We start from the raw sequence: 15,540 nt of genomic DNA on the forward strand, positions 1-15,540 counted from the left end.
CCATGGAGAGATACCCAAGTGGCTCAAGGGGACCCTCTGCTAAGGGGTTAGACTGCGTAAGTGGTGCGAGGGTTCGAATCCCTCTCTCTCCGCCATTATATACATATGGCAAGTAAGATCGTTCGTAACGGCCCGTTGGTCAAGGGGTTAAGACACCTCCCTTTCACGGAGGTAACAGGGGTTCGAATCCCCTACGGGTCACCATTCTTTTATTAACGCGGGATGGAGCAGCACGGTAGCTCGTCGGGCTCATAACCCGAAGGTCACAGGTTCAAATCCTGTTCCCGCAACCAAATTATTTTATACGCCGTTGTAGCTCAACTGGTAGAGCAACTGACTTGTAATCAGTAGGTTGGGGGTTCAAGTCCTCTCGACGGCACCATTTGCGGAAGTGGCTCAGCGGTAGAGCATCGCCTTGCCAAGGCGAGGGTCGCGGGTTCGATTCCCGTCTTCCGCTCCATATGTTTCGGGATGTAGCTCAGCTTGGTAGAGCACCTGGTTTGGGACCAGGGGGTCGCATGTTCAAATCGTGTCATCCCGACCAGTACAACGATTCAACTGTTATATTGACACAAGTCAATGTAACGGTTTTTTTGTTTTTGCGGACAATGATGACCGTTAGCGCTCATTTTTGCCAACTTTCACTTTCTAGCGGACAGAAATGTCCGTTAGCGGGAAAAAAGGCTAGAAATCCGACGGAATATTCTTCTAATGGTCATAAGTGTCCGCCTATGCAACAAAAAGACAGATTTTTTAGTTCTAACGGTCATGGATGACCGCATTGCAAATAGCGACGCCTCGTTTGCTCTTTACACATGATGAGGGCAAAGTTAGGTCGGCGATAGATGAACGGCTGCTGCTAATTTGAAGAAATTGTGAAGGCATAGTTGTCAGCCGCCTCAAAGATGTTTCAATTTGTTCAATGATCGTTCATAACGGTAATGATATTTGTAAATTGGTGTGGGCTATAATTTAATCATTACGATGAATGGATGGTTGCTAAAAATGAAGGAGTATATCCTTATGAGGCAAGAGTTGATTAGAGAAGCCGCCTTGTTTATTAAAGCTTGCTATAGTGAGCTTGAGAAGTGTGAACAGGAAATAGAGCAGCGTATTCAAGCTGTAACAGCGGAAATTCATGCAACAGGCAGCTATAGACACACGAAGGAAGAGCTGGAGTATGGCGCAAAAGCTGCATGGCGCAACAGTAATCGCTGTATCGGCAGGTTGTTTTGGGAAACTCTGCATATCTTTGATCAACGCGAGCTTAATACGGAAGAGGAAATTGCAGCAGCGCTTATTGCACATATTGAGTATGCTACAAATGAAGGCAGGATAAGACCGGCTATTTCGATTTTTGCAGCAGCGAGCAATAAGTATTTTGATTATCAAAGTCACGCAGAAGGAGCTTCAGCTGCAACAAGCTCTATAAACGAAGAGCATAGGAATGAAATTAGAATATGGAATCATCAGCTGCTTCGTTACGCTGGCTACGAAACAGAGGAAGGCGTAGTGGGCGATCCGGCATCTGCAGCTTTCACAAACGCTTGCTTGGAGCTTGGCTGGAAAGGCGAAGGCACAGCCTATGATTTGCTGCCGCTTGTCATTCAAATAAATAATGAAAAGCCGAAATGGTTTAATATCCCTAAGCAAGCAGTAAAAGAGGTATATATTGAGCATGCAGATTTTCCTGAGATAAATGAGCTGAATATGAAGTGGTATGCCGTTCCGATCGTGTCTGATATGCGTCTTACTATAGGAGGCATTGATTACACGGCAGCTCCTTTTAACGGCTGGTATATGGGGACAGAAATAGGCTCTAGAAATTTGGCTGATACATCACGCTATAATATGCTTGGCCAAGTTGCAGATGCTATGGGACTCGATTGCAAGCATGCCTCCTCCTTGTGGAAGGATCGGGCTTTGGTGGAGTTGAATGCAGCGGTACTGGATTCGTTTAAGCTGGCAGGCGTCACGATTGTCGACCATCATACTGCAGCGGCGCAGTTTATGCAATTTGAAAAAAAGGAAGCCAGCAAAGGCAGAGATGTAACAGGGCGCTGGTCATGGCTGATTCCGCCATTATCGCCGGCTACTACGCATATTTTTCATTCTTCCTACAACGATAATGAAATGAGCCCCAACTATTATTATCAGGATGCGCCCTACGATCAGTAGGTTTGCATAAAAATAAAGCTTCATACAAAATTTTAAAAAATAGCATGTAAAAGCTCCCTTTAGGAAATAGTAAACTAGATCTTGCAATTTGGTTTGCTTAAGGAAGGAGCACATGCATAATGAAGCGCAATTTTTTAATTGCCATTGCGATAACGATTGCAATCGCAAGCTTATGGAGCGGTGGAATACAGCTCACCGACGGGGCAGGAGCAGCGCCCAACGTCTTTCATTTTGGCTTTAAGAAAAGCGTGAACGGCAGTATACCATCTATCAGGGAAGAAGGCTTTGAGCCGATTATTAACAAGCACGGTGCTTTATTTGTCGGAGATACGAACAAAAAGGAGCTATTTTTAACCTTTGATAATGGGTATGAAAATGGTTATACGAGTAAAATCCTAGATGTGCTTAAGGAGAAAAGCGTTCCGGCAGCCTTTTTTATAACAGGGCACTATGTGAAGCAGCATGCTGATTTGGTAAAAAGAATGGCTGATGAGGGTCATATTGTAGGCAATCATTCTTGGACGCATCCCGATATGACGCAGCTTTCTGCAGGACAAATTAATACCGAGCTGCAAAAGGTTCAGGAACAGTCGCAGCCGCTGATCGGCAATCAGCAAATGAAATATTTACGGCCTCCGCGCGGCATATTTAATGATCATGTACTGGCAACGTCCAAGCAGCTTGGATATACGAATGTATTCTGGTCAATTGCGTATAAGGATTGGGATGTGAATGCGCAAAGAGGGGCTCAATATGCACATGATCAAGTCATTAAGCAGCTTCATCCGGGCGCAATTATGCTGCTGCATGCAGTGTCTTCTGACAATGCCGCAGCACTCGGCGGAATTATCGATGAGGCTCGCAAGCAAGGCTATGAGTTTAAAAGCTTGGACGATTTAATGTCGCGCGACAAAGTGGAGCCGACTGAATAATAAGTAAAACCATTAGTTTTCCTATAGTGCCGCAGGCCGTTGAATGACGGAAGGGCACACTTTAGGAGACTAATGGTTTTTTTGCTCATGTAACAGGATCTCTTTTTTTAAAAAATGACTTGAGCGCCTGATAAACCTCATTTTTTTCTTTAATAATATGATAAAGAAAGCGGTCATGCTGAATATGCTTGTAGGCGGACATAAGCGTGCTTGAGCGGTTGTATTGGTTCACTTCACCGTAGCCGAACATATTCGATCGTGCCAGCAGCTCGCCGATCAGCTTAACGCAGCGCTCATTGTCGCTCGTTAAATTGTCTCCATCAGAGAAGTGAAACGGATAAATGTTATAGGAGGAAGGCGGGTAGCGTTTGTCAATGATGTCGAGCGCTCTAATATAGGCTGAGGAGCATATCGTTCCGCCGCTTTCTCCGCGGTTGAAAAACTCATCTTCTGTAACCTCTTTTGCCTCAGTATGATGCGCGATAAATACAATTTCAACTTTCTCGTACTGCTTGCGCAAAAATCGGGTCATCCAAAAAAAGAAGCTGCGCGCAACATACTTTTCAAATGAGCCCATGGATCCTGATGTATCCATCATGGCGATAATGACAGCGTTGGAATGAGGCTTGACGATTTCCTCCCACGTTTTATAACGTAAATCATCAGGTGAAATACGATGAATGCCAGGCTGTCCTGCTCTGGCATTGCGCCGCATATTTTCGATAATCGTTCTTTTTTTATCAATATTGGACATAATCCCTTTTTTACGAATATCGTTGAACCTTATATCTGTCGTTTCAATTTCTTCTTTGTCCTTTTGCTTCAAAAACGGCAGCTCGAGCTCTTCGAAGAGCATGTTTTCCAGCTCAGCCAGTGATATTTCGGCTTCTAAAACATCCTCGCCCGGCTGATCGCCCGCCCCTTCTCCTTTACCGCCCTTTTTGCTCGCTTGCGGATCTACGCCAAGAACGTCGCCAACCTGGGACTCTCCGTCGCCTTGCCCTACATGCTTGTTTTTATTGAAGTTATATATAAAACGGTATTCATCCAAACTGCGAATCGGCACTTTAATGATTTGCTTGCCATCGGACATCACGATGTTTTCTTCTGATACAAGATCCGGCAAGTTTTGCTTGATGGCTTCTCTGACTTTTTGCTGATGACGTGCCTGATCCTGATATCCTTTGCGGTGCAACGACCAATCTTCCTGGGAAACAATGAATGTCCCATTGTTATTAGCTGTCATATCGTAAGTCCCTCCATTTCCTTCAGCATTGCCTGGCGGTCTACGCATTAGAACATAGCAAAGTGAATAGTATTTGACTGCTATTATTCAATATATTCAGCTTAATTAAGCTTATGTGAAAGAAATATAGGAGAGCGGTATTTGTACGGGCAGTCGATTATATTAACTCATTGCGCCGCTTTAACTTAATGAACAACAGAAATGCGGTCACCGAGCATAAAATAGCGCAAAGGCCGATAAATAAATAACCGGCTTGCAAACCGAGAACAAGGCCTGCATGAGCATCGTCATTGCTTCCAGCCAATTGCTTGGCCAAGTTTGTAATAAAGCCGATTAACAAATTGCCAACGACGCTCCAAATCCCCATCATCGTAACGGTAAAGGTAATGGCAGTTGCGCTGCTTGCTGCATAGCGCTTCGCCAGCAACGCCATGACAGTAGGATAGATAGGAGCTATGCCGATTCCTGCCAAAGCGAAAAGAAAAGCTCCAGACTCGCCAATGACAATTGCGGCAATTGTACAAATGCCTGAGCTGACAGCAAATAAAATAAGGGATAAAGTATAGCCGATTTTATCAGTTACAGCACCCAGCAGCAGACGCGCAAGCATAAAGCAGAAGAAAAAGGCGGACAGCATGCTTGAAGCGGCTTCCGTGCTCCAGCTATAAACCTTTTCCAAATAGTTGACCAGCCAGCCGCCTACGGCTAATTCGCTGATGACGCCGAAGGATAACAGCATGACTATAAGCCAGGCGATCGGATCTTTAATATAAGCAGAAAGAGGAATACGGCTTTCCTCGTCATGGCTGTCAGCCGGCATATTTGCCAATAGGGCAGGCAGCATCGGCAGTACGGATATAGCCAGCATAATAGCATACATGCCTCTCCAGCCTAGAATATGATCAAACATTGTGACTCCCATCAAGGAGGCAGCAATAAGAGGAGCGAACAGCGAGCTAAAGCCATAAAAGAAATGAGCGAGATTCATCATCATGCCGGTATTTTTCACAAAAATGCGGGCAGCCAGCAAAGCCAGCGCAATTTCCAACAGTCCATTGCCAACATATAATAAAAAATAAGCGGCAGACAACGAAGTATAGTTAGCTGCCAAATATATAAATATTCCGGACAATGCCATTGAACCAAATGAGAGCATTAGTGTCGGCTTTATTCCAATCCGGCGATCCAGCCAGCCGGCAAAGCTGCAGGCAAGCAAATAGCCGAGCGAATTAAAGGCGAGCAGCAGTCCAATCTGCATTTCATCCAGGTGTAAATCTGCCTGCATGCGCGGCAAGGCAGGCCCTTTAATATTTTCGGAAAAACCAAATATTAAGAAACCGCCAAATACTGCTGCAAGCAGTAATATATAATTTTTTGTCCATTTCGTTTTTGTTAAATTAGACAAGCTGCCGAACCTCCTTACGTCCTCTGATTTGATTGAAAATCATTTTACTTTCAATAATTTACCTGATGCTTTTTATTTGATAGCTTTTACAATATATTCTATTGTTATATTGTGCAATAGGTAGTTGTCGATTCTATGAGCTTATGGTCGAATGGTAGGATCGAGTGGTAAAATAGTAGACAGTATGCAAATACATAGTAGGATGTGAAGCCATGAAGTTTTTTCATACAGCGGACTGGCATCTGGGTAAGCTTGTGCAGGGCGTGTATATGACGGAGGACCAGCGGTATGTGCTGAGCCAACTTTTGCAGGCCATTGAAGAGGAGCGTCCTGATGCAGTCATTATTGCTGGCGACTTGTACGATCGGGCCGTGCCGCCTACAGAAGCGGTAGAGCTGCTGGATGAATGGATCGAGCATGTTGTCATACGCCTTCAAACACCGCTGCTTGCAATTAGCGGCAATCATGACAGCCCGGACCGGCTGAACTTTGGAACGCGGCTGATGGAGCAGCAGGGAATGTATCTTGCGGGCCAATTAAGAGCAGATCGGGAGCCTGTTAAACTGAAGGATGAATTCGGCGAGGTGCACGTCCATCTTATACCGTTTGCTGATCCGGCGCAGGTTAGACTTCAATATGAAGATGATTCTATTAGAAGCTACGATGATGCTATGCGCGCTATTACAGAGCGGATTGGCAGGACAATGGATAAAGGGGCAAGGCATATCGCTGTCGCCCATGCCTTTGTTACTCCGGCAGGAGATAAAGAAAGCAATACAAGCGATTCCGAGCGTCCGCTGGCGATTGGCGGAGCAGAGTATGTGAACGCTTCTTATTTTGATATTTTTGACTATACAGCGCTTGGGCATTTGCATAAAGCACATTTTGTCCGATCAGAAAATATTCGTTATGCGGGATCTCCCTTAAAATATTCGATTTCGGAGGAGCGGCATAACAAAGGCTATTATATCGTGGAAATGGATGCCGACGGCAGCTGCAAGGCAGAAAAGCGTGAGCTGCGCCCTTTGCGGGATATGCGCAGTGTCGTAGTTCCTATTGAAGAGCTTGAGCAGTTGGAGCGCAGTGACGACTATGTTTTTGCAACGCTGCTAAGTGATAATCCTATTTTGTTCCCAATGGAAAAGGTGCGGGCAATTTTCCCCAATGCGATGCATGTGGAGCGCAGAAATGCGACCGAAGCTGTTAAAGGAGCGGATGGAGCAATCGGATTGGACGGGCACCCTTCTGTGAGGAGAGCAGCCGACCCTGTTCAGCTTTTTTCTGCTTTTTATAATGAGGTAAAAGGAATGCCGCTGTCGGAGAGCAAACTGCAAAGATTCGCCGCTGCCTTTCAATCGCTTTTAAGAGAGGAGAGTGAGCGATGAGACCGCTTCGTTTAACGATGACCGCATTTGGCCCTTACCGCGCATCCGAGACGATTGATTTCGAGCTGATGAATGAGCACCGCTTGTTTGTTATATCAGGTAATACAGGGGCTGGCAAAACGACGATATTTGATGCGATTTGCTTTGCGCTCTATGGTGCGGCCAGCGGAGAAGACCGTGCGGATTTTCGCATGCTGCGCAGCCAATTCGCAGACGAGGATACGCATACGGCTATAGAGCTGGATTTTGCGATTGGTGCAAAAAGCTACCGTGTGCTCCGCCAGATGAAGCACCGCAAGGGGGCAAACAAGAGCGAGACAGGCGATAAGAATGAGCTGTATGAGCTGCAGGATGGCGATGCCGTGCCGGCTGTTGACCGGTTTATGGCAACCGAGGTTAATGCAAAGCTGCAGCAAATAATCGGATTAACAAGAGAGCAATTTATTCAGATTGTTATGCTGCCTCAGGGGGAATTTCGCAAGCTGCTGACCTCGGATACAGATAATAAGGAAGAAATTTTGCGTAAAATTTTTCAAACGGAGCTGTACGACCGCTTGGAGGGCAAATTCCAGCAGCAGCATCGGCAGCTGCTGGAGGAGCTGCGTGAATATCGCGCCAGCATGAATGCACTAATGAAGCAGGCGCAGGAAGCGATGCCGTGCAGAGAGGAAAGCGAGTTTGCCAAGCTTGCGCAGCAGGAGCAAATCTCAGCTGCACAATTTGCGGGTGCACTGCAGCAAGAGGCGGCACATTATTACAGCTCTGCGACGATAGCAGCACAGCAAAAGCAAGAGCAGGCTGGCAAGCTGGAGCAGAAGCGCGGGGAGCGCAGCATGGCCGAGCAGTTAAATAAAAAGCATGATGATTATTTGGCCAAAACGGAGCTGCAGGAACAGCTGCTGGCAAAGCAGCCGCAATTTCAGGAGCTCGAGGAGAAGCTAGAGCAGGCTCGCAAAGCAAGCGCGATCGCTCCATATGCTGAGCAAAGGCTGCGTGCTAAGCAGGCAGCGGCGCTAAGTAATGAGCGGCTGCAAGAGCGGCAGGCAAGCCTGGCGGCTGCGGGTAAGGAAGCTGCGGCCGCGGAGAGCGTCTATGAGCAGGAGCTGCAGCATGAGGCCAGCCGCAAGGAAGCTGAGCGTGAGCTGCAGCGGCTGGAGGAGCTGGCGCCTGCTGTGAAGGCGCTGACTGTTCAGGAAGCGACGATCAGGCAGCTCTTGCGCGAGGAGCAGGCTCTGGACAGCCAGCTGCAAAAGCATGTAAGCGAGCAAGCGGAGCTGCTGCAGCAGCGTGAGAATCTGCGTGCTGCGCTGCAAGCAGGGGAGCACGCAGCCGAGCAAGCCCCTGCGGCTAAGCAGAGGCTTGATGAGGTAACTAGGCTGGGCAAGCAAATCTCGAAGCTGCTCGAGCATTTGCAGGAGATCAGTGCTGTTAGCAGCCAAGCACAAGAGCTCGCTGTCAGCCTTGAGCAGGCTCGTATGAGCTGCGCTCAGCTGGAGCAGCGCTGGATCGAAGGGCAGGCGGGGCTGCTTGCCGCGCATTTGCATGACGGAAGCCCGTGCCCGGTATGCGGAAGCAGCACTCACCCTGCCAAAACCGAAGCCGGGCAAGATATACCTTCGCGAGAGCAGCTGCAGAGTGCCAAGGAGCAGCTGTCAGCGCTGGAGCGGCAAGTGGAGGCAGCTCGAGCTAAAGCAGAAGCGGCGTTTGCGGCGAGCCAAGCCTATGAGCAGGAGCTTATTGAATCGGAGCTGGAGGCTGATGCAGCGGCTGGAGTCGCTGCGGCAGCAGAATTAAAGCTTGATACGGCGCTCTTGCACAGTCCGGACCTGCTGGGACAGACACAGCAGCAATTCGCCGAGCGGCAGCTAATGCTGCGACAGCAATGGAAAGCTTGCAAGGAAGAGCATGATCGTCTGGCGGCATTGGCGGAGCAATGGAAGCAGCAGCGCAGGCTAGCTGAGCAGCTTGAACAGCAGCTGCAGCAATTGGACGCGAGCAAGCAGCTGCAGCAGGAGCAGCTGAAGGAAAAGTCGGTGAAGCGTGCGGCTCAGGAAGCGCTGCTTAATAAGGAGCTGGAGCGCATACCCGCTCACTTGCGGGAGTATGGGCAGCTTGAGCGGCGGCTGGCTGAGCAATCGCGCCTGGTTGAGTCTCAGCAGCAGCGCTGGAGACAGGCGCAGGAGGCGAAGCAGGCTGCCGCTACCAAGCTTGCTGCGGCAACGGCATATGCAGAGCAGGCGGAGCGTGAGCGCAAGGAAGCGCAGCAGCAGGCGGCGGAGGCAATGGACCGCATGCTGCAGGAGCTGCTGCAAGCAGGCTTTCAAAGCGAGGAGCATTACTTAAGCGCGCTAATGCCTGCGGATGCGCTGCAAGCAGCACAGGCCGATTTGGAGCAGTATAAATCTTCTATAGCGGTCATTAAAGAACAGCTGACTATGCTTAAGGCTGAGCTGGAGGGCAAGCCTAGAATTGAGCTTGCTGAGCTGGATGAGCAAATACGCGGGCTGCATGCAAAATATGAAGCTTTGATCGAACAGGAGCAGTCGGCAGCGCTGTATGCGAGAGAAGCGGAAAGGCTGTCAAATACGATAGCGGACATGCAGCAGAAAATGAAGCAGCAGGAGCAGGAGCTGGAGGAAGTAGCAGATATTTATGCAATGCTTAAAGGCGATAATGCTCTGAAAATTTCATTTGAGCGCTATATTCTTATTGAGTTTCTTGAGCAAATATTAATGCTCGCCAACGAGCGGCTGAAGAAGCTCTCGAACGGGCAATTTGAGCTGCAGCGCAGCGACAGGCTGGAAACAAGAGGCAAGCAAAGCGGTCTTGGACTTGATGTGTATGACGCCTATACCGGTCAAAACCGCGACGTTAAATCGATGTCCGGCGGTGAGAAGTTTAACGCCTCCTTATGCCTGGCATTGGGCATGGCCGATGTTATCCAAGCTAATAAAGGCGGCATAACGATTGAGATGATGCTTATTGACGAGGGCTTCGGATCATTGGATGAAGAAGCGCTGCATAAAGCGATAGGCGCTTTGGTAGATTTGCAGAAAGCAGGCAGAATGATCGGGGTAATCTCTCATGTGCAGGAGGTTAAAGAAGCATTCCCGGCCTGTATTGAGGTTTTTAAAACAAGAGAGGGATACAGCAGAACTAAGGTATTGTTAAAAATGTAAGAGGAACTTTAGCAGTATTCATAGAATTTAAGCAGAACAGGAAGAAAATGCAGAACAGGAAGAAAATGCAGAACATGCAGAACATGCAGAACATGCAGTGAAAGCAAGCATAATTTACGAAAAAAGCCTGAAGCATTCCGCTGGGTCAGTACCAGATGAACGAAAAAAGCCTGAAGCATTCCGCTGGTCAGTACCAGATGAACGAAAAAAGCCTGAAGCATTCCGCTGGCCAGTACCAGATTAACGAAAAAAGCCTGAAGCATTCCGCTGGTCAGTACCAGATGAACGAAAAAAAGCCTGAAGCATTCCGCTGGCCAGTACCAGATGAACGAAAAAAGCCTGAAGCATTCCGCTGGCCAGTACCAGATGAACAAAAAAGCCTGAAGCATTCCGCTGGTCAGTACCAGATGAACGAAAAAAGCCTGAAGCATTTCGCTGGTCAGTACCAGATGAACGAAAAAAGCCTGAAGCATTCCGCTGGTCAGTACCAGATGAACGCTTCAGGCCTGTGGCGAATATATCCACCCGGCTCAACAGTTGCCAGAGTTGCTCATTCGCTTTAAAAACTGATTTACAAACTCTAACGGTTGCCAAAGTCGCTAATCCGCCTTAAAAAACGATTTATAACTCTAACGGTTCCAGGAGAGCTTAATTACTTAAAATCAAGCGAAATGAGTAAAATGTCCACAGATAAGGCTGATGACAACCGTTAAAATTTAAAAACGGCTGTTTTTGAGTATTTAACGCTTCCTACAACCGTTACAGTCCGCCCGTCGTAAAAACGACCCAAGTGCTGATCGTGTTCGCTTCCTTTCGCTTCCTTTTGCTTCATGAGATGCGAAAGCAGCTAAATTCCGGCAGCGCCTAAAACAAGGCCAAGAATAAAGAGTCCTACTGTTCCAACTAATACAAGGCCATTGAATATAACGCCTAGCAATCCAAACGTTTTCTTCTTGTTTTTGGAAGAAAGCGCGATAATGCCTAGTATGACACCGATAAAGGAAAGGACAATCGAGCCAATCGTTACTACAAATGCGCCGATAATAGACATCATCGCTTCACCAAGTTTTGATTCCATTAACTCGTTATTCACATAAGCTTCTGGATTCTCTGAGTAGAACTTCAGCTCGTTCATAAGCTGCTCGTCAGACACAATATCAGAGACAACGGCTGCTCCAAGTATAATGGTGATGATTATGCCAATAATTGCTAGTATCGAAATAATAAACGAAGCGATGCCTAGCTTAGAATGCGGAAATTGTGTTTTATCCACAGGCGGCAAATCTGAGAACCCGCCAGGCTGCTGCTGGTAGGATGGATTGTGCCCGCCGTATCCAGGCTGCTGCTGGTAGGTATTATTTTGCTGGCCATAAGAAGGCTGCTGATTGTCATACCCTGTACCGTCTGAAGGCTGATTGTTGTTATTTGATCCATTCGACTGCTGATCCGTCATTCTTGCACATCTCCCTCGTAATTAATCTCTGTTGATTATACACATAAATGGAAGGAAAGAAAACAAATGAACAGTAAATATTTAACAATAGGCGCGATTAGTGCCGCACTTGCGATAGCTTTAGGCGCTTTTGGCGCACATGGACTGGAAGATAAGCTATCAGACCATTATTTGGCTGTATTTGAAACCGGAGTCCGTTACCATATGTATAGCTCACTGGGACTTATGCTGATCGGTTTGCTTAGCCAGGCGATCGGCAGAAGCAAAGCGATTGTCAACGGCTTCAGATTCGTGTTTATTGGTATGATTATATTCAGCGGCAGCTTGTATATTCTATCCACAACCGGATTTTCCAAGCTGGGCATGATTACGCCAATCGGCGGGGTTGCTATGATAGCAGGCTGGATTTGTATTGCTGCAGCAGCAGCAAATAAAAATAAAAAGCAGTAAATAGCAATAAAGTTTCGACAAATACGAACAATTTTCTGTATAAGTACTGTAAACACCGTCTCAACTAGTAAATTTTTCTATGCCCAAATGTCGATTTAGGCTATAATAAGTCTGACTGCTCTTAATTTTAGGACATCAAAATCGATGGTGGGAGGGAGTTACTGTGTGACGAACAATTGGAAGCATTATTTGATTACCAGGCTACGACGTCTGCAGCAACTGCCCATTAATGAAAGCTGGCTAGCCAAATTGATTGTAGCCATGTTGGCTGTTGTTTGGGCAGTTATAACGATTATGCTGGTTTCAAGCACATTGTATAAAGTGGTAATGATAGGCACAGCAATTATTTTATTAATTGCCGCTGCTATCGTATTTACGAAAGCCTCCAAGCACAGCGATTATAAGAACGATCAGGCAGCTGTTGTGGCCGCAATGATTCGGTCCGAGGCTGTTCCGCTAGTTATACTTGATCAAAGCTTTACGATTGTGGAGACGAACGAATCTGCAGATTATGTGTTAGGATTTCCGCATGAAGAAAATATTGGAAGCTATTTCTTTAATCGGGTCGATGCAGGCAGCAAGGCTGCCTTTCAACAGCTCGTAGATCAAGCGCTGCAAAGCGGAGAGGCAACCAAGCAAAATATGACGATTACGCATCGTACCGGCTTTCCTCTCGAGCTGCAAATCGTATGCTCTCCGGTGCTGAAGGAGGAAGCGCATTCAGGCGTTATTATCGTTATGCATGATATGAGCGACCGTAAGCGGAATGTTGAGCGAATCCGGTATATGGCCTACTATGACGATATGACCGGCTTGCCTAATCGCACCTTGTTCCAGATCAGGCTGGCTGAGCTGCTGGCGGCAGCACGCGAGGAAGAAAGCATGCTGGGCATCTGCTACTTGGATTTGGATCGATTTAAGCTCGTTAACGCGTCGTTTGGACGGGAATTTGGCGATATGCTGCTGCTTCAAGTAGCAGAAAGACTGCATCGCGACTTGCAGGATCAGCATTTTGTCGCGCGCATGGAAGGCGATGAGTTTGCTATTATTTTTACGCAGATAGATTCGGAGCTGCAGCTGCTGGAAAGGTCGCGCGAGCTGCTTAAGGTGATTGAGAGCCCCTACGATCTCAAAGGCTTTCCGCTCCATATAACGGCAAGCATCGGCGTTGTTTCAAGCAGTATGAATGAGGATGACGGATATTCGCTGTTCAAAAAGGCAGACATGGCGCTTGCCAAGGTGAAGGAAAGCGGCAAGAACGGCTGTATGCTCTATTCAGAAGGCTGGAACAATTCCTCATTAGAGCATTTGACCCTGCAGCATGAGCTGTATCATGCCATTCAGCGCGAAGAATTTGTTCTTCATTATCAGCCCCAGTATGATCTAACGAGCGGCAATATTGTCGGAATTGAGGCGCTTATTCGCTGGAACCATCCAGAGCGCGGTCTGCTGTCCCCTGGATTATTTATTCCGTTTGCAGAAGAGAGCGGTATGATCATTCCAATTGGAAATTGGGTGTTATACGAGGCCTGCCGCCAAAACAAGCTTTGGCAGGATCAAGGCTTGGCCAAGGTGCCTATATCCGTCAATTTGTCTATCAGACAGTTTGCGCAAGATGATTTAGCCAATAGCATTGCTAATGTGTTGAAGGAAACGGGACTTTCACCGAAGTACTTGAACTTGGAAATTACAGAGTCGATGACGACCGATGTTGGTCATATTACCCGATGCCTGCTTGCAATTACTAGCCTTGGCGTTGGCATCAGCGTGGATGACTTTGGTACAGGCTACAGCTCATTCCACTATCTCAAAAACTTTCCGATTGATCGTTTGAAGATTGATCGTTCTTTTGTAAGGGATATTAAACAAGATCCTAGCGATGCAGAAATCGTAGCCGCCATTATAGCAATGGCTCATAATTTGAATATTCAAGTTATTGCTGAAGGCGTAGAGACGCAAGAGCAAATCGAATTTTTAAAGAAGCATAATTGCGATGAGATTCAAGGCTTTTTCTGGAGTCCGCCAATTAATAGCGACAGAATGGAGCAATTGTTGATAGCATAATACTTGAGCAGTATTTTTAAATAACGGAATGGGCGAAGGCTATAGAGCTGCGCCCATTTTTTTTTTGAAAATATACGAAAGTATAAGTTTTTTTATCTTATACTTGTTCTAAAATTTCATTGGTAAACGCGCTCGTCCAAAGGATGGCGGAGCCGTTTATCCTTAGCTATTTTCGCTAAACAATATCTTCAATTTCGTAATGGTGGAAGGTGTAAACCTGCTTTTCATCAACATGATAAACAGTAATCAGCTGCTGCTCCTGGTCCATTCTAATAATGCGGCAAGGAATGCTTTTTTTAATGCCAAGACCTTTATTTATGAAAAGCCGAACAAGAGTATTATTGCTCATAAACAGCTGGACCTTTTGTAAAACGTCATTCGGGATTTGCGGGTCTGCTGCGGCTGGGGAAACCGGTTCCGCTGGAGCAGAGTTAATGTCAGGTAATGATGAAGCCGGATCAGCAGGTTGTACAGGAACAGCATGAATCGTGGCCGGAATAGATTTCTTCTGGTCTATAAGCTTACCTAATTGAACACCGGATAAAATGCGGTAGTCCAAAAATTCCCCCTGGTTCATTCCATGTATAAGCTTCTCTAAAGCAGCGGCATGATGAACATCTTCAATTAATACTTCAAGATTGAAGATAAACGACGATTTCTCTTGAGCTGTTTGCTGCGAATTCATATAGAAATTCCCCTCACAATCATAAAAATTAACTGCCCTTAGTACTATAACATTTTTTTAAATAATCTTATATACCTATGGCTGGTTTTGAAGATCATTGGTTCTTTATACCTATATATACAATTGTCTAATCGCTTCAAAAAGACGGCGCATATAATAATAGTACGAAAAAAATTCAATGGTGCTGTCAAAGGAGGTGCAAAAGCGATGGTACGAATTGTACCTTTATCTCTGTCAGACGGTCAAACGGTTATAGGTGTTGAGGTGCTTCTGCCGCGAACTACTTTGCTTTCAATCTCAACGGATCGAGGATATATTATGTGCGGGGCGCTTGATGTGGCGCTGCTTAATGAAAAATTGAGGGAAAGGGGAATCGTTGCAGGCCGCGCTGTTGGTGTCCGCACCTTGGAGCAGCTGCTTGACGCGCCCCTGGAATCTGTTACTTATGCAGCAGAGCAGTTAGGCATTGTAACGGGTATGAAGGGCTATGAAGCATTAAAGCTGATGCTGTAGTCAACATTAAACAGCTTCGCTGTCTCCCAAAGCGGATAGCAAAGCCCCGG

Annotated in this window: 12 protein-coding genes and 6 tRNA genes; 14 read left to right on the forward strand and 4 right to left on the reverse strand. The window is 46.7% G+C overall.

Going from position 1 to position 15,540, the window contains the following annotated elements:
* Positions 1 to 4 precede the first annotated feature (4 nt).
* The 8 genes from V1L65_RS21640 to pdaA all read left to right on the forward strand — a co-directional run bounded on the left by V1L65_RS21640 (position 5) and on the right by pdaA (position 3,110).
* Positions 5 to 95: transfer RNA gene (locus tag V1L65_RS21640), tRNA-Ser, on the forward strand.
* A gap of 34 nt (positions 96 to 129) precedes the next feature.
* Positions 130 to 204, forward strand: a tRNA-Glu gene (locus V1L65_RS21645).
* A 12-nt stretch (positions 205 to 216) separates the two neighbouring features.
* A tRNA-Met gene (locus V1L65_RS21650) sits at positions 217 to 293 on the forward strand.
* Between the two features lie 13 nt (positions 294 to 306).
* Positions 307 to 382, forward strand: a tRNA-Thr gene (locus V1L65_RS21655).
* A 3-nt stretch (positions 383 to 385) separates the two neighbouring features.
* Positions 386 to 460, forward strand: a tRNA-Gly gene (locus tag V1L65_RS21660).
* Positions 461 to 467: 7 nt separating this feature from the next.
* Positions 468 to 544: transfer RNA gene (locus V1L65_RS21665), tRNA-Pro, on the forward strand.
* A gap of 479 nt (positions 545 to 1,023) precedes the next feature.
* On the forward strand, positions 1,024 to 2,178 hold the full coding sequence (locus tag V1L65_RS21670) for a nitric oxide synthase oxygenase (RefSeq protein WP_331701341.1): 1,155 nt from the start codon (positions 1,024 to 1,026) through the stop codon (positions 2,176 to 2,178).
* Positions 2,179 to 2,297: 119 nt separating this feature from the next.
* Positions 2,298 to 3,110, forward strand: coding sequence for a delta-lactam-biosynthetic de-N-acetylase (pdaA, locus tag V1L65_RS21675; RefSeq protein ID WP_331701342.1), 813 nt, complete (start codon positions 2,298 to 2,300; stop codon positions 3,108 to 3,110).
* Between the two features lie 85 nt (positions 3,111 to 3,195).
* Here the strand turns inward: pdaA and yhbH are convergent, their stop codons facing one another.
* Positions 3,196 to 4,356 (reverse strand): sporulation protein YhbH, encoded by a 1,161-nt coding sequence (gene yhbH, locus V1L65_RS21680; RefSeq protein WP_331701389.1) that lies wholly within the window; start codon positions 4,354 to 4,356, stop codon positions 3,196 to 3,198.
* Positions 4,357 to 4,513: 157 nt separating this feature from the next.
* Positions 4,514 to 5,761, reverse strand: a complete 1,248-nt coding sequence (locus V1L65_RS21685; RefSeq protein ID WP_331701343.1) for an MFS transporter — start codon at positions 5,759 to 5,761, stop codon at positions 4,514 to 4,516.
* A 212-nt stretch (positions 5,762 to 5,973) separates the two neighbouring features.
* On the opposite strand from V1L65_RS21685, the gene V1L65_RS21690 reads away from it, so the two are divergent.
* The 3 genes from V1L65_RS21690 (at position 5,974) to V1L65_RS21700 (ending at position 10,888) form a co-directional block, all read left to right on the forward strand.
* Positions 5,974 to 7,146, forward strand: coding sequence for an exonuclease SbcCD subunit D (locus tag V1L65_RS21690; RefSeq protein ID WP_331701344.1), 1,173 nt, complete (start codon positions 5,974 to 5,976; stop codon positions 7,144 to 7,146).
* On the forward strand, positions 7,143 to 10,325 hold the full coding sequence (locus tag V1L65_RS21695; RefSeq protein ID WP_331701345.1) for an SMC family ATPase: 3,183 nt from the start codon (positions 7,143 to 7,145) through the stop codon (positions 10,323 to 10,325). Before V1L65_RS21690 ends, V1L65_RS21695 begins: the two co-directional genes overlap by 4 nt.
* 155 nt (positions 10,326 to 10,480) lie before the next feature.
* Positions 10,481 to 10,888, forward strand: coding sequence for a hypothetical protein (locus tag V1L65_RS21700; protein ID WP_331701346.1), 408 nt, complete (start codon positions 10,481 to 10,483; stop codon positions 10,886 to 10,888).
* Between the two features lie 284 nt (positions 10,889 to 11,172).
* On the opposite strand, the gene V1L65_RS21705 is transcribed toward V1L65_RS21700, so the two are convergent.
* The gene (locus V1L65_RS21705; protein WP_331701347.1) at positions 11,173 to 11,778 is read right to left on the reverse strand and encodes a hypothetical protein; all 606 of its coding nucleotides are present in this window, start codon (positions 11,776 to 11,778) and stop codon (positions 11,173 to 11,175) included.
* 66 nt (positions 11,779 to 11,844) lie between these two features.
* On the opposite strand from V1L65_RS21705, the gene V1L65_RS21710 reads away from it, so the two are divergent.
* Complete coding sequence (locus V1L65_RS21710; RefSeq protein ID WP_331701348.1) at positions 11,845 to 12,228, forward strand: DUF423 domain-containing protein; 384 nt, start codon at positions 11,845 to 11,847, stop codon at positions 12,226 to 12,228.
* A 165-nt stretch (positions 12,229 to 12,393) separates the two neighbouring features.
* The gene (locus V1L65_RS21715; RefSeq protein ID WP_331701349.1) at positions 12,394 to 14,292 is read left to right on the forward strand and encodes a putative bifunctional diguanylate cyclase/phosphodiesterase; all 1,899 of its coding nucleotides are present in this window, start codon (positions 12,394 to 12,396) and stop codon (positions 14,290 to 14,292) included.
* A gap of 175 nt (positions 14,293 to 14,467) precedes the next feature.
* Here V1L65_RS21715 and V1L65_RS21720 read toward each other — a convergent pair whose 3' ends face one another.
* Complete coding sequence (locus tag V1L65_RS21720; protein ID WP_331701350.1) at positions 14,468 to 14,977, reverse strand: hypothetical protein; 510 nt, start codon at positions 14,975 to 14,977, stop codon at positions 14,468 to 14,470.
* Positions 14,978 to 15,184: 207 nt separating this feature from the next.
* Here V1L65_RS21720 and V1L65_RS21725 point away from each other — a divergent pair, with 207 nt between their 5' ends.
* Positions 15,185 to 15,490: a YunC family protein gene (locus tag V1L65_RS21725; RefSeq protein ID WP_331701351.1), complete on the forward strand. Its 306-nt coding sequence runs from the start codon at positions 15,185 to 15,187 to the stop codon at positions 15,488 to 15,490.
* Positions 15,491 to 15,540 lie beyond the last annotated feature (50 nt).

Origin of the sequence: Paenibacillus sp. IITD108, assembly GCF_036541265.1 — a bacterium.
Lineage (GTDB): Bacteria > Bacillota > Bacilli > Paenibacillales > Paenibacillaceae > Pristimantibacillus.